Origin of the sequence: Ramlibacter paludis (genome assembly GCF_022012305.1) — a bacterium.
GTDB classification, from domain to species: domain Bacteria; phylum Pseudomonadota; class Gammaproteobacteria; order Burkholderiales; family Burkholderiaceae_C; genus Ramlibacter; species Ramlibacter paludis.
Genome location: NZ_JAKLTM010000007.1, coordinates 1 through 17707, shown reverse-complemented (window position 1 = coordinate 17707; position 17707 = coordinate 1). Strand labels below are relative to the sequence as shown.

The window sequence follows — 17707 nt, the reverse complement described above, 5'->3', positions numbered from 1 at the left end:
CTCTTAACGTCCGCGCGACGCTTTGACACCCTGTACTGACGTACGGCGTGTTGGCAGGCAACAACGCGCCGTAACGTCGAGATACAGACCCTCAAGCCTCCAGCAGGATGCGCAGCATGCGCCGCAGCGGCTCCGCGGCGCCCCACAGCAGCTGGTCGCCGATGGTGAAGGCGCCCAGGTACTCCGGTCCCATGGCCAGCTTGCGCAGGCGGCCCACCGGAATGCCCAGCGTGCCGGTCACGGCCACGGGCGTCAGGCCTTGCAGCGTGGCCTCGCGCGTGTTCGGAACGACCTGCACCCACTGGTTGTCGGCGGCGATCATGGCTTCGATGTCCGCCAGGGGCACGTCCTTCTTCAGCTTGAAGGTGAGCGCTTGCGAGTGGCAGCGCATCGCGCCGATGCGCACGCAGAAGCCGTCGACCGGCACGGCGGCGGTGCCGAAGCCCGCGCCCTGGCCCAGGATCTTGTTGGTCTCGGCGCCGGCCTTCCATTCTTCCTTGGACATGCCGTCGCCCAGGTCCTTGTCGATCCAGGGGATCAGCGAGCCGCCCAGCGGCACGCCGAAGTTGGCGGTCTCGTCGCCGGACATGGACTGCTGGCGTCCCAGGATCTTGCGGTCGATCTCCAGGATGGCCGACTTCGGGTCATCGAGCAGCGGACGCACTTCGGCGTTCAGCGTGCCGAACTGCGTGAGCAGCTCGCGCATGTGCTGGGCGCCGCCGCCGGAGGCCGCCTGGTAGGTCATGCTGGTCATCCACTCGACCAGGCCGGCCTTGTAGAGGGCGCCCATGCCCATCAGCATGCAGCTGACGGTGCAGTTGCCGCCGATCCAGTTCTTGCCGCCCTTGGAGAGGGCGTTCTTGATGACCGGCAGGTTGACCGGGTCGAGGATGATGACCGCGTCGTCCTTCATCCGCAGCGTGGACGCGGCATCGATCCAGTGGCCGGTCCAGCCGGCGGCGCGCAGCTTGGGGAAGACTTCGGTGGTGTAGTCGCCGCCCTGGGCCGTGATGACGATGTCGCACTTCTTCAGTGCCTCGATGTCGAAGGCGTCCTTGAGGGCCTTCTCGTTCTTCGCCTGGGCCGGGGCCTTGCCGCCGGCGTTGGAAGTGGAGAAGAAGACCGGCTCGATCAGGCCGAAGTCGCCTTCGGCCTGCATGCGGTCCATCAGGACCGAGCCGACCATGCCGCGCCAGCCGACGAGGCCGACCAGCGGTTGTTGTCCGTTCGAGAGTTTCATCGGTGCGCGCCTTTCAGGTTTTGAATCTGGGTTCCCCGGCTCGTCTGGGCCGGGGAGGGCGCGTGACGAACCGGAGCTTGCTAGCTCTTGGTAATCGTCTTCTTGGTGATCGAGGCCACGACCGCGTCGCCCATTTCGCGGGTGCCGACCTTGCGGGTGCCGTCGGAGTGGATGTCCGCCGTCCGCAGGCCCTGCGACAGCACGTCCTTCACCGCGGACTCGATCCGGTCGGCGGCTTGGGGCTGGTTGAGGGAGAAACGGAGCATCATGGCGGCAGACAATATTGTAGCCAAAGGATTCGCCACGCCCTTGCCGGCGATGTCGGGCGCGCTGCCGTGGGACGGTTCGTACAGGCCTTGGTTGGTCGCATTCATGCTGCCGGAGGGCAGCATGCCGATGGAGCCGGTCAGCATCGCCGCCTCGTCGGACAGGATGTCCCCGAACATGTTGCCGGTGACCACCACGTCGAAGGACTTGGGCTGCTTCACCAGCTGCATGGCCGCGTTGTCCACGTACATGTGGTCCAGCTTCACGTCCGGGTACTGCTGGCCCACCTCGGTGACCACGTCCTTCCAGAACTGGAAGGTCTCCAGCACGTTGGCCTTGTCGACCGAAGTCACCTTCTTGCTGCGCTTGCGGGCGGCCTGGAAGGCGACGTGGGCGATGCGCTCGATCTCCGGGCGCGTGTAGCGCATGGTGTCGAAGGCTTCCTCGGCGCCGGGGAAGTTGCCGTCCGGGGCGGTGCGGCGGCCGCGCGGCTGGCCGAAATAGATGTCGCCGGTGAGCTCGCGGATGATCAGGATGTCCAGGCCCGACACCAGCTCCGGCTTGAGGCTGGAGGCGTGGGTCAGCTGTTCGTAGCAGATCGCGGGGCGGAAGTTGGCGAACAGGCCGAGGTTCTTGCGCAGGCCCAGGATCGCCTGCTCGGGGCGGAACTGGCGCTCCAGCTTGTCGTACTTCCAGTCGCCGACGGCACCGAACAGGATGGCGTCGGCTTCCTTGGCGAGCTTCAACGTGGCTTCCGGCAGAGGGTGGCCATGCTTGTCGTAGGCCACGCCGCCGACGTCGGCGGTCTCCAGTTCCATCGGCAGGTCGAGGACCTTGAGGACCTTGACGGCCTCGGCGACGATTTCGGTGCCGATGCCATCGCCCGGCAGCACTGCGATCTTCATGGTCGTTCCAGGTTCAGCGTTGGGCGGTCAGCGTGTGCGCGAGCCAGGGCTTGGTGGCCAGGCGCTCGGCTTCGTAGGCCTTGATCTTGTCGGACTGGCGCAGCGTGAGGCCGATGTCGTCGAAGCCGTTCAGCAGGCAGTACTTGCGGAAGGCCTGCACCTCGAACGGGATCTCCTCGCCCTGCGGCTTGACGACCACCTGGCGCGGCAGGTCCACGGTGAGCTCGTAGCCCGGGAAGGCGGCGACGTCGTCGAACAGCTTGGCCACCACGGACTCTGGCAGCACGATCGGCAGGATGCCGTTCTTGAAGCAGTTGTTGAAGAAGATGTCGGCGAAGCTGGGCGCGATGAGCGCGCGGAAGCCGTATTGCTGCAGCGCCCAGGGCGCATGCTCGCGCGAGGAGCCGCAGCCGAAGTTCTTGCGGGCGATCAGCACCGACGCGCCCTTGTAGCGCGGCTGGTTCAGCACGAAGTCCGGGTTCGGCTTGCGGCTGGCCGGGTCCTGCCCGGGCTCGCCGTGGTCAAGATAGCGCCACTCGTCGAACAGGTTGATGCCGAAGCCGGTCTTGCGGATCGACTTCAGGAACTGCTTGGGGATGATGGCGTCGGTGTCGACGTTTTCACGGTCGATCGGCGCGACCAGCCCTTTGTGGACGACGAACTTGTCCATCACTTCTTCGCCTTCTCTTCCATCTTCTCTCCCACCTTCTGCACGTCCTGGCCGAAACCGCGGACGGTGTTGCAGCCAGCGAGAACGAAAGCAACGGCGAGCAGCACAACGACTTTTTTCATGGAAAGCTCCTAGGAGAATTGACGGATGTCGACGAAATGGCCGTGCACCGCGGCGGCGGCTGCCATCGCGGGGCTGACGAGGTGCGTACGGCCGCCGGCTCCCTGCCGGCCCTCGAAGTTGCGGTTGCTGGTGGAGGCGCAGCGCTCGCCCGGCTCCAGCCGGTCGGCGTTCATCGCCAGGCACATGGAGCAGCCCGGCTCGCGCCATTCGAAGCCGGCGGCCTCGAAGATCTTGTCCAGGCCTTCGCGCTCGGCCTGTTCCTTCACCACGCCCGAGCCCGGCACCACCATCGCCAGCTTGACGTTGGGCGCCACCTTGCGGCCCAGGCGCTTGACCACGGCGGCGGCCTCGCGCATGTCCTCGATGCGGCTGTTGGTGCAGGAGCCGATGAACACCTTGTCGATGAACACGTCGTTCATCGGCTTGCCGGGCTGCAGGCCCATGTAGGTCAGCGCGCGCTCGATGGCGCCGCGCTTGTTCGCGTCCTTCTCCTTGTCCGGGTCGGGCACGCGGCCGTCGATGCCGGTCACCATCTCGGGCGAGGTGCCCCAGGTGACCTGCGGCTGGATCTCGCTCGCATCGAGCTTGACCACGGTGTCGAACTTCGCGTCCGGGTCGGACTGCAGGGTACGCCAGTAGGCGACAGCCTGGTCCCATTCGACGCCGGTGGGCGCGAGCGGGCGGCCCTTCACGTAGGCGATGGTCTTCTCGTCCACGCCGACCAGGCCCGCGCGCGCGCCGGCCTCGATCGCCATGTTGCACACCGTCATGCGGCCTTCCATGCTGAGGGAGCGGATGGCCGAGCCGGCGAACTCGATCGTGTAGCCGGTGCCGCCGGCCGTGCCGATCTTGCCGATGATGGCCAGCACGATGTCCTTGGCCGTGATGCCGGGGGCGAGCTTGCCGTCCACCTGCACCAGCAGGTTCTTCGCCTTCTTCGCCAGCAGCGTCTGCGTGGCCAGCACGTGCTCGACTTCCGAGGTGCCGATGCCGTGCGCCAGCGCGCCGAAGGCGCCGTGCGTGGAGGTGTGCGAGTCGCCGCAGACCACCGTCATGCCGGGCAGGGTGGCGCCGGACTCCGGGCCGATCACGTGCACGATGCCCTGCTGCTTCGACAGGAAGGGGAAGTAGGCGGCCGAGCCGAACTCCGCGATGTTCTTGTCCAGCGTGGTGACCTGCTCCTTGGAGATCGGGTCCTCGATGCCGTCGTAGCCGCGCTCCCAGCCGGTGGTGGGCGTGTTGTGGTCGGCGGTGGCCACCACGGAGCTGATGCGCCAGACCTTGCGACCGGCTTCGCGCAGGCCCTCGAAGGCCTGCGGGCTGGTGACTTCGTGCACCAGGTGGCGGTCGATGTACAGGATGGAGGTGCCGTCGTCCTCGGTGTGGATGACGTGCTCGTCCCAGATCTTGTCGTAGAGGGTGCGTCCCATGGTTCTTCCTTGGATGGATTCTATGCAGCGGCCGCCAGGGCCTTGTTACGCGACGTGGCAGGCCCGGCGGCGCGCGCCCGCAGGTGGTCGACCAGCAGCCGGGCGGTGAGGGGGAGGGTGGAGAAATCGCGGGCGACCAGGTCGATGTTGCGCGTCGCCCACGGATTGGTCAGGCGCACGCACTCGAGCGCGCCCACGCCGTGCATCAACAGGAAGGCGCGGCGCGGCATCACGCCCACGCCGAGGCCGTTGTCGATCATGCGGCACATGGCGTCGAGGCCGGTGACGTGGATGCGCAGGCGGATCGTGCGGCCCGCGGCGGCGGCCGCTTCGCGCATGGCCAGGTAGATCGAGCTGTTGGAATGCAGGCCGACATGGTCCAGGTCCAGCGTGTCCTCGAAGGCGACCGAGGCGCGCTGCGCCAGCGCGTGGCCGCGCGGCACGATCAGCACCAGCTCGTCTTGCCGGTAGGGCAGCGTCTGCAGTGCGTGGCCGGCGGCGACGCCGGCATTGCAGATGCCGATGTCGGCCGCGCCTTCCTGCACCGCGCGCACCACCTCCGTGCTGAGGTGCTCCTCGAGGTCGATCTTGACCTGCGGATGCTCGCGGGTGAAGTCGCCCAGGTCTTCCGGCAGGAACTGCACGATGGCGGAGATGTTGGCGTGGATCCGGACGTGGCCGCGCACGCCTTCGGCGTATTCGGACAGCTCCGCCTGCATCTTCTCCAGCGAGAAGAGCACCGAGCGCGCGTGGTGCAAGAGGCTTTCGCCGGCCGGCGTGAGGTTCACGCCGCGCGTGTGGCGGTACAGCAGCGGCGTCTGCAGCGTCGCCTCCAGGTCCGAGAGGCGCTTGCTGACGGCGGAGGCGGCAATGAACTCGCGCTCCGCGGCGCGGCCGATGGAGCCCAGCTCGCAGACGGCCACGAACAGCTGCAGCGAGGTGAGGTCGATCCGGCGGGCGAAGGAGCGTTCGGAGGGTTGCATGGCTTGCGGCATCGCCGTGGGAGATGCCAAGTCGCAATTTTCTCAGTAAAGTAAGGCTTTGGCCATCGCCATCCGCGATGGCGGCCCTGCCAGCCGGGAGATTCCATGCTTCGTGCCGCCGTCCTGTTGCTCGGCCTCGTGTTTGCCGCCCAGGCCGAGGAACGCAGGAATGCCTTCGACGATCCTTTCCTGCCGGTGACGCAGGCAATCCCGGCCTGCCCGGTGCCGCGCGGGCCGGGTTACACCGAGGAGGAGGTCCGCAAGGAGGCGCACGTGCGCGCGCAGCACGGCACCAGCTGCTACCGCGTCGGCCGCTGCCGCCTGCCCAATTCGTATCTCTACGACAAGGAAATCATCCCGCGCGTGCAGCAGTACCTGCGCATGGACGGACGCTTCGACGACACCAGCGTGTGGGTGTTGGGCGAGCGGCGCCTGGTGACCCTGATGGGATGCGTGCGGACGAAGGAGCAGGCCGAGCAGATGGAGAAGGCGGTGCTGCTGGTCGACGACGTGATGGGCGTGGTGAATTACCTGCAGGTGGGCACGCAGGGCAAGCCGAAGTACGAGGCGAAATGAAAAAGGCCCGCCGAGGCGGGCCTTCCGGATTGCGGATCAAGTCCGCAATGACCAGGTTGGCGATCAGCGCTGCGCGATCGGCTTCACGTCGCGCTTGGTCGCGCCGGTGAACAGCTGGCGCGGGCGGCCGATCTTGTACTCGGGGTCGCCGATCATCTCGTTCAGCTGGGCGATCCAGCCGACCGTGCGGGCCAGCGCGAAGATGGCCGTGAACAGCGAGACCGGGATGCCGATCGCGCGCTGCACGATGCCGGAGTAGAAGTCGACGTTCGGGTACAGCTTGCGCGACACGAAGTATTCGTCTTCCAGCGCCACCTTCTCCAGGGCCATGGCCAGCTTGAACAGCGGGTCGTTGTGCAGGCCCAGTTCGTTCAGCACTTCGTGGCAGGTCTCGCGCATCAGCTTGGCGCGCGGGTCGTAGTTCTTGTACACGCGGTGGCCGAAGCCCATCAGCTTGATGCCGCTGTTCTTGTCCTTGACCTTGGAGACGAACTCGCCGATCTTGGCTGCGCCGCCCATCTTCTGGATGTCTTCCAGCATGTTCAGCGCCGCTTCGTTGGCGCCGCCGTGCGCCGGGCCCCACAGGCAGGCCACGCCGGCCGCGATCGCCGCGAACGGGTTGGTGCCCGACGAGCCGCACAGGCGCACCGTGGAGGTGGAGGCGTTCTGCTCGTGGTCGGCGTGCAGGATGAAGATGCGGTCCATGGCGCGCACCAGCACGTCGTTGGGCTCGTAGTCCTCGCAGGGCGTGGCGAACATCATGCGCATGAAGTTCGACGTGTAGTTCAGCGAGTTCTTCGGGTAGATGTAGGGCTGGCCGATGGTGTACTTGTACGCCATGGACACCAGCGTCGGCATCTTCGCGATCAGGCGGATCGCGGAGATCTCGCGGTGCTCGGGATTGTTGATGTCCGTGCTGTCGTGATAGAAGGCCGACAGCGCGCCGACCAGGCCCGTCATCACGGCCATCGGGTGCGCGTCGCGGCGGAAGCCGCGCAGGAAGAACTGCATCTGCTCGTTGACCATGGTGTGGTTGGTCACGCGCGAGACGAAGTCGGTCTTCTGGGTTTCGTTCGGCAGCTCGCCGTACAGCAGCAGGTAGCAGGTTTCGAGGTAGTCGCAGTTGGTGGCGAGCTGCTCGATGGGGTAGCCGCGGTACAGTAGCTCGCCCTTGTCGCCGTCGATGTAGGTGATGGCGGACTGGCAGGAAGCCGTGGACATGAAGCCGGGGTCGTACGTGAACATGCCGGTCTGTGCGTACAGCTTGCGGATGTCGATCACGTCGGGGCCGATGGTGCCGTGGTAGACCGGCATTTCGACGCTGGGGCTGCCGTTGCTGAAGGACAGCGTGGCCTTGTTGTCAGCGAGTTTCATGGTTTCGTTCCTGTAAATTCAATGCCCAACAACCGGCGATGATGCGGCCGCGGGCACGCGCAGCATCTCCAGCACTTTCCTCACCTCGTCCCCGGCCAGTTCGCCCGCCGGTTCCTTGCGCCGCAGCAGCAGGTCCAGCAGGTCGTTGTCGGCCAGGTCCATCAATGCGCCCAGCGCCTCGGCCTGCTTCACGGTCAGGCTCGCGGCGTGTCGGTCGAAGAACCGCTCGATGAAGAGGTCATTTTCCAGCAAGCCGCGCCGGCAGCGCCAGCGCAGCTTGCTGAGACCCCGTTCGTCGAGCAGCGCTTCCATTTCTTTCTTCTTCAGACGGCCCGGCGGACCATCAATTCCTTGATCTTGCCGATGGCCATCGTCGGGTTCAGTCCCTTCGGGCACACGTCCACGCAGTTCATGATGGTGTGGCAGCGGAACAGGCGGTACGGGTCTTCCAGGTTGTCCAGGCGTTCGGCGGTGGCTTCGTCGCGGCTGTCGGCGATGAAGCGGTAGGCCTGCAGCAGGCCGGCGGGGCCGACGAACTTGTCCGGGTTCCACCAGAAGCTGGGGCAGCTGGTGGAGCAGCTCGCGCACAGGATGCACTCGTACAGGCCGTTGAGCTCCTCGCGCTCCTCGGGCGACTGCAGGCGCTCCTTCTCGGGCGGGATCTGCTCGTTGACCAGGTAGGGCTTGATCGAGTGGTACTGCTTGAAGAACTGCGTCATGTCGACGATCAGGTCGCGCACGACCGGCAGGCCCGGCAGCGGCTTGAGCGTGATCGGCTTGTCGCCCAGCGCGCGCAGGTTGGTCAGGCAGGCCAGGCCGTTCTTGCCGTTGATGTTCATCGCGTCGGAGCCGCAGACGCCTTCGCGGCAGGAGCGCCGGAAGGAGATCGTCGGGTCCTGCTGCTTGAGCTTCATCAGGGCGTCGAGCAGCATGCGCTCGTTGCCTTCCAGCTCGATCTCCACCGTCTGCATGTACGGCTTGGCGTCCTTGTCCGGGTCGTAGCGGTAGATGTGGAAGGTGCGTTTTTGCATTTGGTGTCCGTATCTATGAATCTAGGCGCAGTCGAAGTCAGCAGAAGTACGTAATCAGAACGTCCGCACCTTGGGCGGGACCGAGTCCACCGTCAGCGGCTTCAGCCTGACCGGCTTGTAGGCCAGGCGGTTGCCTTCGCTGTACCACAGCGAATGCTTCATCCACTCGGCGTCGTTGCGGCCCAGCGGCGTCTTCGGGTCGTCGGCGGGACGCTCGTAGTCGTTCACCGTGTGGGCGCCGCGGCATTCCTTGCGGGCGGCGGCCGACTCGATGGTCGCCTGCGCGGCCTCGATCAGGTTCTCGACTTCCAGCGCTTCCACGCGGGCCGTGTTGAACACGCGCGACTTGTCCTTCAGCTCGATGGCGTTCACGCGGCCGCGGATGGCGGCGATCTTGCGCACGCCTTCGTCCATGCTGGCCTGGGTGCGGAACACGCCCGCGTGCGCCTGCATGGCCGAGCGGATGTCGTTGGCCACGTCCTGCGAGTACTCGCCGGAGGAGGTGTTGTCCAGGCGATTCAGGCGCTCCAGCGTCTGCGCGGCGGGATTGGCCGGCAGCGGCTTGTGCGACTTGGTCTTGCTGGCGAATTCGACGATGTGGTTGCCGGCGGCCTTGCCGAAGACCAGCAGGTCCAGCAGCGAGTTGGTGCCCAGGCGGTTGGCGCCGTGCACGCTGACGCAGGAGCATTCGCCCACCGCGTACAGCCCGTTGACCGGGTCGTTGTCGCTGCCGTTCTGCTGCGCCACCACCTGGCCGTGGATGTTGGTCGGGATGCCGCCCATCTGGTAGTGGATGGTGGGCACGACCGGGATCGGCTCGCGGGTGATGTCGACGTTGGCGAAGTTCACGCCGATCTCGTACACCGAGGGCAGGCGCTTGTGGATGGTGTCGGCGCCCAGGTGGTCGAGCTTGAGCAGCACGTAGTCCTTGTTGGGGCCGCAGCCGCGCCCTTCCTTGATCTCCTGGTCCATCGAGCGGGAGACGAAGTCGCGCGGCGCCAGGTCCTTCAGCGTGGGGGCATAGCGCTCCATGAAGCGCTCGCCGTTGCTGTTCAGCAGGATCGCGCCTTCGCCGCGGCAGCCTTCTGTCAGCAGCACGCCGGCGCCGGCCACGCCGGTCGGGTGGAACTGCCAGAACTCCATGTCTTCCAGCGGGATGCCGGCGCGCGCCGCCATGCCCAGGCCGTCGCCGGTGTTGATGAAGGCGTTGGTGGAAGCCTGGAAGATGCGGCCGGCGCCGCCGGTGGCCAGCAGCACGGTCTTGGCGTGCAGCACGTGCAGGTCGCCGGTTTCCATCTCGAGGGCGGTCACGCCGACCACGTCGCCTTCGGCGTCACGCACCAGGTCCAGCGCCATCCACTCGACGAAGAAGCTGGTCTTGGCCTTGACGTTCTGCTGGTACAGCGTGTGCAGCATGGCGTGGCCGGTGCGGTCGGCCGCGGCGCAGGCGCGCTGCACCGGCTTCTCGCCGTAGTTGGCGGTGTGGCCGCCGAACGGGCGCTGGTAGATCGTGCCGTCCGGGTTGCGGTCGAAGGGCATGCCGAAGTGCTCGAGCTCGTAGACGACCTTCGGCGCTTCACGGCACATGAACTCGATCGCGTCCTGGTCGCCGAGCCAGTCGGAGCCCTTGACGGTATCGTAGAAGTGGTAGTGCCAGTTGTCTTCCGACATGTTGCCCAGCGACGCGCCGATGCCGCCCTGGGCGGCCACGGTGTGCGAGCGGGTCGGGAAGACCTTGGAGAGCACGGCGACGTTCAGGCCGGCCAGCGAGAGCTGGAGCGAGGCGCGCATGCCGGAGCCGCCGGCGCCGACGATGACGACGTCGAACTTGCGGGTGGTGATGTTGCTGGTGGTGTAGCTCATGTTGTTTCTTCTCAAACCCGCCAGAGGACCTGGATCGCCCAGCCCGCGCAGCCGACCAGCCACACGATGACCAGGATCTGCAGCACCAGGCGAACGCCCACGGGCTTGACATAGTCCATGAGCACGTCGCGCATGCCGACCCACACGTGGTACAGCAGGCCGACGATGGTGGCGAAGGTCAGCATCTTCATCGGCTGGCTCGCGTAGATGCCGGCCCACTTGACGTAGTCCAGGGGACCGCGGGTGAAGATCACCTGCACCAGCACGGCGAGGGTGAAGACCGCCATCAGGGCGGCGGTGACGCGCTGCGCGAGCCAGTCGCGGGTGCCGTAGTGCGCGCCGGTGACGATGCGCTTGGAGCCGTAGTTGACTGCCATGTTGTGTGCTCCGTTTGCTTCAGTAGACGCCGAACAGCTTGAGGCCCAGCGCGAGCGTCAGCAGCAGGCTGAGCACCAGCGTGACGGTCGCCGAGGTGGCGCCGAAGGACTTGCTCACCGCCTTGTGGCTCACGTCCATCCACAGGTGGCGGATGCCGGCGATGAAGTGGTGCAGGTAGGCCCAGATCAGGGCCAGCGCCACCAGCTTGAGCAGGATGCCCCAGCCGCCGTTGGCGAAGGCGAAGCGGAACTTGTTGTAGCCGACCTCCGAAGACACCGACTTGTCGAAGATCCAGATGATGAAGGGCAGCAGCACGAACATCAGCACGCCGCTCACGCGGTGCAGGATCGACACCCAGCCGGCCGCCGGCAGGCGGTAGGTCGGCAGGTCGGTGAAGGCATTGATGTTGCGGAACTCCGGCCGCTTCTTGGCGAGCTCTGTCGTCATGTCGTGGTTTCTTTCAGGGAAGGCATGCGGGGGAGAAAGGAAGGTCGGGGGATGCGGACAACCCAAAATTCTATTGCAACGCAACACATTGATACCGGAGACCGCGTTTTCTCCCGGCGGCCCGTTCAACTCAGGTCGTTGCGATAGTGATGCGTGTCGGTGCGATAGAGGCCGCGGCGCAGCTCCATCGGCACGTCGTTGTAGGTGTAGGAAAGGCGTTCCACCGAGAGCAGCGGCATGTGCGGCGGCAGCTGCAGCAGCTGCGCCTGCTGCTCGTCGGGCATGACGGCGCGGATCTTCTCCTCAGCGCGCACCATGCGCACGCCGAACTCGAGTTCGAACAGGGCGTAGGTCGGGCCCTGGAAGTTCGCCATCTGCTCCGCCGTCAGCCCCTTGAAAGTGTTGCCCGGCAGCCAGAAGTCTTCCAGGATGGTGGCGACGCCGCCGAAGGCGAGGATGCGCCGCACCTGCATCACCGCGTCGCCGGTGCGCAGCTGCAGGCCGCGCGCGATCTCGGCGCTGGCGCGCACGCGCTTGCATTCGAGGATGGTGCGGGAGGCGGGCCCTTCGGCGTCGCGGTCGCCGCTATCGGGCATCAGCTTCAGGAAGCGGTAGCGCACGTGGTGCTCGGCGTGCGTGGCGACGAAAGTGCCCTTGCCCTGGCGGCGCACCACCAGGTTCTCGGCCGCGAGTTCGTCGATCGCCTTGCGCACCGTGCCCTGGCTCACGCGGAAGCGCGCGGCGAGCTCCATTTCGCTGGGGATCGCCTCGCCCGGCTTCCATTCGCCGGCCTCCAGGCTTTGCAGGATCAGCCCCTTGATCTGCTGGTACAGCGGGCTGAATGCCGGCGTCGCCGCCTCGGGGAGGGGCGCGCTTTCGGCGGGCGGTGGCATCTGCTGGGCGGCCATTGGACTTCCGGCGAATCATATCTTATATAAGACATAAGACAAATTGACCGAGGCGGCGGCCAAGGGTAAACTCGCGGGCTTTCCAGCAGGGCCGGCGCAGCCTGCCGACCGGCCCGCAACACTGCTTCCAAGCAACCTTCCTTCGGAGATTTCCCCATGAGCAAGAAGCCCGTTCGCGTCGCCGTCACCGGCGCCGCTGGCCAGATCGGTTATGCCCTGCTGTTCCGCATCGCCTCCGGCGAGATGCTGGGCAAGGACCAGCCCGTGATCCTGCAGCTGCTGGAGATCCCCGACGAGAAGGCCCAGAAGGCGCTCAAGGGCGTGATGATGGAACTGGAAGACTGCGCCTTCCCGCTGCTGGCCGGCATGGAAGCCCATGGCGACCCGATGACCGCCTTCAAGGACACCGACTACGCGCTGCTGGTCGGCGCGCGTCCGCGCGGCCCGGGCATGGAGCGCAAGGACCTGCTGTCCGCCAACGCCGCCATCTTCACCGCCCAGGGCAAGGCCCTGGACAAGGTTGCTTCCCGCAACGTCAAGGTGCTGGTCGTCGGCAACCCCGCCAACACCAACGCCTACATCGCGATGAAGAGCGCGCCCAGCCTGCCGCGCGAGAACTTCACCGCCATGCTGCGCCTGGACCACAACCGCGCGCTGTCTCAGGTTGCCGCCAAGACCGGCACCCAGGTCAAGGACATCGAGAAGCTGACCGTGTGGGGCAACCACTCGCCCACCATGTACGCCGACTACCGCTTCGCCACCGTCAACGGCAAGTCCGTCAAGGACCTGATCAACGACCAGGAGTGGAACGCCAACACCTTCCTGCCCACCGTGGGCAAGCGCGGCGCCGCCATCATCGAGGCGCGCGGCCTGTCGTCGGCCGCCTCGGCCGCCAACGCCGCCATCGACCACATGCGCGACTGGGCCCTGGGCTCCAATGGCAAGTGGGTCACCATGGGCATCCCGTCCAACGGCGACTACGGCATTCCCAAGGACACCATGTTCGGCTTCCCCGTCACCACCAAGGACGGCAAGTACGAAGTGGTCAAGGGCCTGGAGATCGATGCCTTCTCGCAGGAGCGCATCAACCTGACCCTGAAGGAACTGGAAGAAGAGAAGGCGGGCGTCGCTCACCTGCTCTGATGGCGCCATCCCGGGCTCGGCCCGGGATCCATCTCCGATGACCCACCCCCGCGAAATCCTCCTCGGCGCCCAGGCGCGCACCGGCGCCCTGCCGGTGTGCGACCACTACAGCGGCGTCGAGGCGCGCATGCGCAAGAGCCTGCAGCTGCAGGCCGAGATGACGCAGGAGTACGGTGCCTGCGTGTTCGACGTCACGCTCGATTGCGAGGACGGCGCGCCGGTCGGCGGGGAGAAGGAACACGCGGCGCTGGTGGTGGAGCTCGCGCTGAATGCCGCGCCGGCTGCGCGGGTCGCGGTGCGGGTGCACCCGGTCGACCATCCGGCCTTCGACGACGACATCGCGACGATTGCCGGCAAGGCGGGCCACCGCCTGGTGCACATCATGGTGCCCAAGGTGGAGTCGGCCGCCGACGTGGAACGCGCGGCCAAGGCGCTGGACGCCGCCGGCGCGAAGCAGCTGTCGCTGCAGGGCCTGATCGAGTCGCCGGCCGCGGTGCATCGTGCCTTCGACATCGCCGCGCACCCGCGCATGCAGTCGCTCAGCTTCGGCCTGATGGATTTCGTCTCCGCCCACGGCGGCGCGATTCCCTCGCACGGCATGGGTGTGCAGGGCCAGTTCACGCACCCGCTGGTGGTGCGCGCCAAGCTGGAAATTTCGTCGGCCTGCCATGCGCACGGCAAGGTGCCTTCGCATGGCGTGGTGACGGAATTCAAGGACCAGGCGGCTTTCCGCGCCGCGGCGTCGCGCGCAGCCAACGAGTTCGGTTACACCCGCATGTGGTCGATCCACCCTGACCAGATCAGGCCGATCCTGGAAGTGTTCGCTCCGGCCGCGGACGAAATACACAAGGCGTCACAACTCCTTCACGCCGCCCAGGCCGCCGGCTGGGCACCCATCAGTTTCGACGGCAAACTGGAGGACAGGGCGAGCTACCGCTACTACTGGCAGGTGCTGGAGAGGGCACATGGGACCGGGAGGGAGCTCCCCGCAGAAGCGCGCGGCTGGTTCGTTGCCGCGCGTCCCTAGTCCATAAGGAGAGACGTCATGAGATTCCTGATTGCCACGATCCTGTTCGCTTCGCTGTCCACGGCCGGCCTGGCCCAGACCGCGGCACCGGCGGCCAAGCCGGCCGCCAAGAAGCCGGCGGCCACGAAGCCCGCGGCCGCCAAGCCGGCGCACACCAGCCGCCGCGAGGCCATCGAGGTCGGCATTCCGCTGGAGGATGCCGATCCCACCGACAAGCTGACCCCGGCCGAACTCGAGATCGCCAAGCGCGTCTACGTCGGCGACATCCCCTGCGAGCTGGGCGCCAAGGTCGTCATCAAGGCCCGCAAGCGCGAAGGCTACTTCCTCGTCACGCACGGCATCAACCGCTTCGTGATGCACCCGGTGGAAAGCCGCACCGGCGCCATCCGCCTGGAAGACCCGGAGCGCGGCGCGCTGTTCCTGCAGATCGCCAACAAGTCGATGCTGATGAACCAGAAGGAAGGCAAGCGTCTCGCCGACGAATGCCAGAGCCCCGAGCAGGCCAAGTTCGCCGAGGAAATGAAGTCCCGGCCGGCCGTCAACATCCTAGAACCCGCGCCGGCCAAGCCGGCGTCCTGACCCACGGAGAAGTCCCCATGTTGCAAGCCTACGTTGCCCACGTTGCCGAGCGCGCCGCGCTCGGCATCCCCCCGCTGCCGCTGTCCGCCAAGCAGACCGCCGACCTGATCGAGCTGATCAAGTCGTCGCCCGAGAAGGAAGAAGGCTTCCTGCTCGACCTGCTGACGAACCGCGTGCCGCCGGGCGTGGACGACGCCGCCAAGGTGAAGGCCAGCTTCCTGGCCGCCGTGGCGCATGGGGACATCTCCGTGAACGCGATCTCCAAGGCCAAGGCGACCGAGCTGCTCGGCACCATGGTCGGCGGCTACAACGTGAAGCCGCTCATCGATTTGCTGGACGACGTCGAAGTGGCCCAGGTTGCCGCCGACGGCCTGAAGAAGACGCTGCTGATGTTCGACTTCTTCCACGACGTCGCCGAGAAGGCCAAGGCCAACAACGCCTTCGCCAAGGAAGTGATCCAGAGCTGGGCCGACGCCGAGTGGTTCACCAGCCGCCAGGAAGTGCCGCAGAAGATCACGGTCACCGTGTTCAAGGTGCCCGGCGAAACCAACACCGACGACCTGTCGCCGGCGCCGGACGCCTGGTCGCGTCCCGACATCCCGCTGCACACGCTGGCGATGCTGAAGAACACGCGTCCCGGCGCGGCCTTCACGCCGGAAGAAGACGGCAAGCGCGGCCCGATGAAGTTCATCGAGGAACTCAAGGCCAAGGGCCACCAGGTTGCCTACGTCGGCGACGTGGTAGGCACGGGTTCTTCCCGCAAGTCCGCCACCAACAGCGTGATCTGGGCCACCGGCCAGGACATCCCCTTCGTGCCGAACAAGCGCTTCGGCGGCGTCACGCTGGGCGGCAAGATCGCCCCGATCTTCTTCAACACGCAGGAAGACTCCGGCGCGCTGCCGATCGAAGTCGACGTCGCGAAGATCGAGATGGGCGACGTGCTCGACATCTATCCCTACGAAGGCACCATCGAGCGCGACGGCGCCGTCATCGAGCGCTTCCAGCTGAAGAACGACGTGCTGCTGGACGAAGTGCGCGCCGGCGGCCGCATCAACCTGATCATCGGCCGCTCCCTGACCGCCAACGCGCGCCAGTTCCTGGGCCTGCAGCCTTCCACCGTGTTCCGCCTGCCCAAGGCGCCTGCCGATTCCGGCAAGGGCTACACGCTGGCGCAGAAGATGGTCGGCCGCGCCTGCGGCCTGCCGGAAGGCAAGGGCATCCGCCCGGGCACCTACTGCGAGCCGAAGATGACCACCGTGGGTTCGCAGGACACCACCGGCCCGATGACCCGCGACGAGCTGAAGGACCTGGCCTGCCTGGGCTTCAGCGCCGACATGGTGATGCAGTCCTTCTGCCACACCGCGGCCTACCCGAAGCCGGTCGACGTGAAGACGCACCGTGAGCTGCCGGCCTTCATCAGCAACCGCGGCGGCGTGGCGCTGAAGCCGGGCGACGGCGTGATCCACTCGTGGCTGAACCGCCTGCTGCTGCCCGACACCGTCGGTACCGGCGGCGACAGCCACACGCGCTTCCCCATCGGCATCAGCTTCCCGGCCGGTTCCGGCCTGGTGGCCTTTGCGGCCGCCACCGGCGTGATGCCGCTGGACATGCCCGAGTCGGTGCTGGTGCGCTTCAAGGGCGAGATGCAGCCCGGCATCACGCTGCGCGACCTGGTGCATGCCATTCCCTACTACGGCATCAAGCAGGGCCTGCTGACCGTGGCCAAGGCCGGCAAGATCAACGAGTTCTCCGGCCGCATTCTCGAGATCGAGGGCCTGCCGAACCTGAAGGTGGAACAGGCCTTCGAGCTGTCCGACGCGTCCGCCGAGCGCTCCGCCGCCGGCTGCACCGTGAAGCTGAACCCCGAGCCGATCAAGGAATACCTCACCAGCAACGTCGTGCTGATGAAGAACATGATCGCCCAGGGCTACGCCGACAAGCGTTCGCTGGAGCGCCGCATCGCCGCCGTCGAAGCCTGGCTGGCCGATCCCAAGCTGCTGGAAGCCGACAAGGATGCCGAGTACGCGCACGTGATCGAGATCGACCTGGCCGAGATCACCGAGCCGCTGCTGTGCTGCCCCAACGACCCGGACGACGTGAAGCCGCTGTCGCAGGTGCAGGATACGAAGATCGACGAGGTCTTCATCGGTTCGTGCATGACCAACATCGGCCACTTCCGCGCGGCGTCGACGCTGCTGGAAGGCAAGCGCGACATCCCGGTGAAGCTGTGGGTGGCGCCGCCGACGCGCATGGACGCCGAGCAGCTGACCAAGGAAGGCCACTACGCCAACTTCGGCGGCGCCGGCGCGCGCACCGAGATGCCCGGCTGCTCGCTGTGCATGGGCAACCAGGCGCAGGTGAAGGAAGGCGCGACGGTCGTGTCGACCTCGACCCGCAACTTCCCCAATCGCCTGGGCAAGAACACCAACGTGTTCCTGGCCTCGGCCGAACTCGCGGCGATCGCCTCGAAGCTCGGACGCATCCCGACGGTGGCCGAGTACCACGCCGACATGGGCGTGATCAACAAGGACGGCGACAAGGTGTACCAGTACCTGAACTTCGACCGCATCGACGAGTACGCGCAGGCGGCGGCGGAAGTGACGGCCTGAGGCGCAAGCGCGCCAGGAAGGAAGCGGCCTGCGGGCCGCTTTTTTTTGGGCAACGCGGCGCTGCGCGCATCGCTGCGGTTCGGGCTGCGCCGCTCACCACAGCCTTCTATGACGGGCGTTCTGTCAACTGCTGATCGTCCTGCTCGGCCTACTG

18 protein-coding genes are annotated in these 17707 nt (G+C 66.5%); 5 read left to right on the top strand and 13 right to left on the bottom strand.

Translation table 11 applies throughout. From position 1 onward, the window contains the following. Positions 1-91: 91 nt before the first annotated feature. From asd to LZ009_RS20665, 6 genes are all read right to left on the bottom strand, one after another. A complete protein-coding gene (gene asd, locus LZ009_RS20690; RefSeq protein WP_275699875.1) occupies positions 92-1240 on the bottom strand; it encodes an aspartate-semialdehyde dehydrogenase in 1149 nt (382 codons plus the stop codon). Positions 1241-1320: 80 nt separating this feature from the next. Next, positions 1321-2412 (bottom strand): 3-isopropylmalate dehydrogenase, encoded by a 1092-nt coding sequence (leuB, locus tag LZ009_RS20685; RefSeq protein ID WP_275699874.1) that lies wholly within the window; start codon positions 2410-2412, stop codon positions 1321-1323. A gap of 13 nt (positions 2413-2425) precedes the next feature. Then, the gene (leuD, locus tag LZ009_RS20680) at positions 2426-3082 is read right to left on the bottom strand and encodes a 3-isopropylmalate dehydratase small subunit (RefSeq protein ID WP_275699873.1); all 657 of its coding nucleotides are present in this window, start codon (positions 3080-3082) and stop codon (positions 2426-2428) included. Next, positions 3082-3204 (bottom strand): entericidin A/B family lipoprotein, encoded by a 123-nt coding sequence (locus LZ009_RS20675; RefSeq protein WP_275699872.1) that lies wholly within the window; start codon positions 3202-3204, stop codon positions 3082-3084. The genes leuD and LZ009_RS20675 overlap by 1 nt, the downstream gene beginning before the upstream one ends. Before the next feature lie 9 nt (positions 3205-3213). After that, complete coding sequence (gene leuC / locus LZ009_RS20670; protein ID WP_275699871.1) at positions 3214-4635, bottom strand: 3-isopropylmalate dehydratase large subunit; 1422 nt, start codon at positions 4633-4635, stop codon at positions 3214-3216. Between the two features lie 20 nt (positions 4636-4655). Beyond that, the gene (locus tag LZ009_RS20665) at positions 4656-5618 is read right to left on the bottom strand and encodes a LysR family transcriptional regulator (protein WP_275700071.1); all 963 of its coding nucleotides are present in this window, start codon (positions 5616-5618) and stop codon (positions 4656-4658) included. 105 nt (positions 5619-5723) lie between these two features. Here LZ009_RS20665 and LZ009_RS20660 point away from each other — a divergent pair, with 105 nt between their 5' ends. After that, positions 5724-6194 (top strand): BON domain-containing protein, encoded by a 471-nt coding sequence (locus LZ009_RS20660; RefSeq protein ID WP_275699870.1) that lies wholly within the window; start codon positions 5724-5726, stop codon positions 6192-6194. Positions 6195-6257: 63 nt separating this feature from the next. On the opposite strand, the gene gltA is transcribed toward LZ009_RS20660, so the two are convergent. The 7 genes from gltA to LZ009_RS20625 all read right to left on the bottom strand — a co-directional run bounded on the left by gltA (position 6258) and on the right by LZ009_RS20625 (position 12195). Further along, positions 6258-7568 carry a citrate synthase gene (gltA, locus tag LZ009_RS20655; RefSeq protein ID WP_275699869.1) on the bottom strand — a complete coding sequence of 437 codons (1311 nt, stop codon included), beginning with the start codon at positions 7566-7568 and terminating at the stop codon, positions 6258-6260. A gap of 18 nt (positions 7569-7586) precedes the next feature. Beyond that, complete coding sequence (locus LZ009_RS20650; protein WP_275699868.1) at positions 7587-7880, bottom strand: FAD assembly factor SdhE; 294 nt, start codon at positions 7878-7880, stop codon at positions 7587-7589. 11 nt (positions 7881-7891) lie between these two features. Continuing rightward, positions 7892-8599 (bottom strand): succinate dehydrogenase iron-sulfur subunit, encoded by a 708-nt coding sequence (locus LZ009_RS20645; RefSeq protein WP_275699867.1) that lies wholly within the window; start codon positions 8597-8599, stop codon positions 7892-7894. 54 nt (positions 8600-8653) lie between these two features. Continuing rightward, entirely contained in the window at positions 8654-10462 is a 1809-nt protein-coding gene (gene sdhA / locus LZ009_RS20640; RefSeq protein WP_275699866.1) for a succinate dehydrogenase flavoprotein subunit, read from the bottom strand. 11 nt (positions 10463-10473) lie between these two features. After that, on the bottom strand, positions 10474-10839 hold the full coding sequence (gene sdhD / locus LZ009_RS20635) for a succinate dehydrogenase, hydrophobic membrane anchor protein (protein WP_275699865.1): 366 nt from the start codon (positions 10837-10839) through the stop codon (positions 10474-10476). A 19-nt stretch (positions 10840-10858) separates the two neighbouring features. Beyond that, positions 10859-11287 (bottom strand): succinate dehydrogenase, cytochrome b556 subunit, encoded by a 429-nt coding sequence (sdhC, locus tag LZ009_RS20630; RefSeq protein ID WP_275699864.1) that lies wholly within the window; start codon positions 11285-11287, stop codon positions 10859-10861. A gap of 125 nt (positions 11288-11412) precedes the next feature. Further along, a complete protein-coding gene (locus LZ009_RS20625) occupies positions 11413-12195 on the bottom strand; it encodes a GntR family transcriptional regulator (protein WP_275699863.1) in 783 nt (260 codons plus the stop codon). A 156-nt stretch (positions 12196-12351) separates the two neighbouring features. Between LZ009_RS20625 and LZ009_RS20620 the strand changes: the two genes are divergently transcribed. The 4 genes from LZ009_RS20620 to acnB are packed head-to-tail and all read left to right on the top strand — an operon-like array spanning position 12352 to position 17553. Then, complete coding sequence (locus LZ009_RS20620) at positions 12352-13338, top strand: malate dehydrogenase (protein ID WP_275699862.1); 987 nt, start codon at positions 12352-12354, stop codon at positions 13336-13338. 37 nt (positions 13339-13375) lie between these two features. Beyond that, entirely contained in the window at positions 13376-14365 is a 990-nt protein-coding gene (locus tag LZ009_RS20615) for an HpcH/HpaI aldolase/citrate lyase family protein (RefSeq protein ID WP_275699861.1), read from the top strand. Between the two features lie 18 nt (positions 14366-14383). Then, positions 14384-14944, top strand: coding sequence for a hypothetical protein (locus tag LZ009_RS20610; RefSeq protein ID WP_275699860.1), 561 nt, complete (start codon positions 14384-14386; stop codon positions 14942-14944). A gap of 17 nt (positions 14945-14961) precedes the next feature. Beyond that, entirely contained in the window at positions 14962-17553 is a 2592-nt protein-coding gene (acnB, locus tag LZ009_RS20605) for a bifunctional aconitate hydratase 2/2-methylisocitrate dehydratase (protein ID WP_275699859.1), read from the top strand. Positions 17554-17707: the final 154 nt, after the last annotated feature.

Bases quoted from the DNA above. Each gene is read 5' to 3' on its own strand.
- asd (WP_275699875.1), bottom strand. From the start codon at position 1,240: ATGAAACTCTCGAACGGACAACAACCGCTGGTCGGCCTCGTCGGCTGG.
- leuB (WP_275699874.1), bottom strand. From the start codon at position 2,412: ATGAAGATCGCAGTGCTGCCGGGCGATGGCATCGGCACCGAAATCGTC.
- leuD (WP_275699873.1), bottom strand. From the start codon at position 3,082: ATGGACAAGTTCGTCGTCCACAAAGGGCTGGTCGCGCCGATCGACCGT.
- LZ009_RS20675 (WP_275699872.1), bottom strand. From the start codon at position 3,204: ATGAAAAAAGTCGTTGTGCTGCTCGCCGTTGCTTTCGTTCTCGCTGGC.
- leuC (WP_275699871.1), bottom strand. From the start codon at position 4,635: ATGGGACGCACCCTCTACGACAAGATCTGGGACGAGCACGTCATCCAC.
- LZ009_RS20665 (WP_275700071.1), bottom strand. From the start codon at position 5,618: ATGCAACCCTCCGAACGCTCCTTCGCCCGCCGGATCGACCTCACCTCG.
- LZ009_RS20660 (WP_275699870.1), top strand. From the start codon at position 5,724: ATGCTTCGTGCCGCCGTCCTGTTGCTCGGCCTCGTGTTTGCCGCCCAG.
- gltA (WP_275699869.1), bottom strand. From the start codon at position 7,568: ATGAAACTCGCTGACAACAAGGCCACGCTGTCCTTCAGCAACGGCAGC.
- LZ009_RS20650 (WP_275699868.1), bottom strand. From the start codon at position 7,880: ATGGAAGCGCTGCTCGACGAACGGGGTCTCAGCAAGCTGCGCTGGCGC.
- LZ009_RS20645 (WP_275699867.1), bottom strand. From the start codon at position 8,599: ATGCAAAAACGCACCTTCCACATCTACCGCTACGACCCGGACAAGGAC.
- sdhA (WP_275699866.1), bottom strand. From the start codon at position 10,462: ATGAGCTACACCACCAGCAACATCACCACCCGCAAGTTCGACGTCGTC.
- sdhD (WP_275699865.1), bottom strand. From the start codon at position 10,839: ATGGCAGTCAACTACGGCTCCAAGCGCATCGTCACCGGCGCGCACTAC.
- sdhC (WP_275699864.1), bottom strand. From the start codon at position 11,287: ATGACGACAGAGCTCGCCAAGAAGCGGCCGGAGTTCCGCAACATCAAT.
- LZ009_RS20625 (WP_275699863.1), bottom strand. From the start codon at position 12,195: ATGGCCGCCCAGCAGATGCCACCGCCCGCCGAAAGCGCGCCCCTCCCC.
- LZ009_RS20620 (WP_275699862.1), top strand. From the start codon at position 12,352: ATGAGCAAGAAGCCCGTTCGCGTCGCCGTCACCGGCGCCGCTGGCCAG.
- LZ009_RS20615 (WP_275699861.1), top strand. From the start codon at position 13,376: ATGACCCACCCCCGCGAAATCCTCCTCGGCGCCCAGGCGCGCACCGGC.
- LZ009_RS20610 (WP_275699860.1), top strand. From the start codon at position 14,384: ATGAGATTCCTGATTGCCACGATCCTGTTCGCTTCGCTGTCCACGGCC.
- acnB (WP_275699859.1), top strand. From the start codon at position 14,962: ATGTTGCAAGCCTACGTTGCCCACGTTGCCGAGCGCGCCGCGCTCGGC.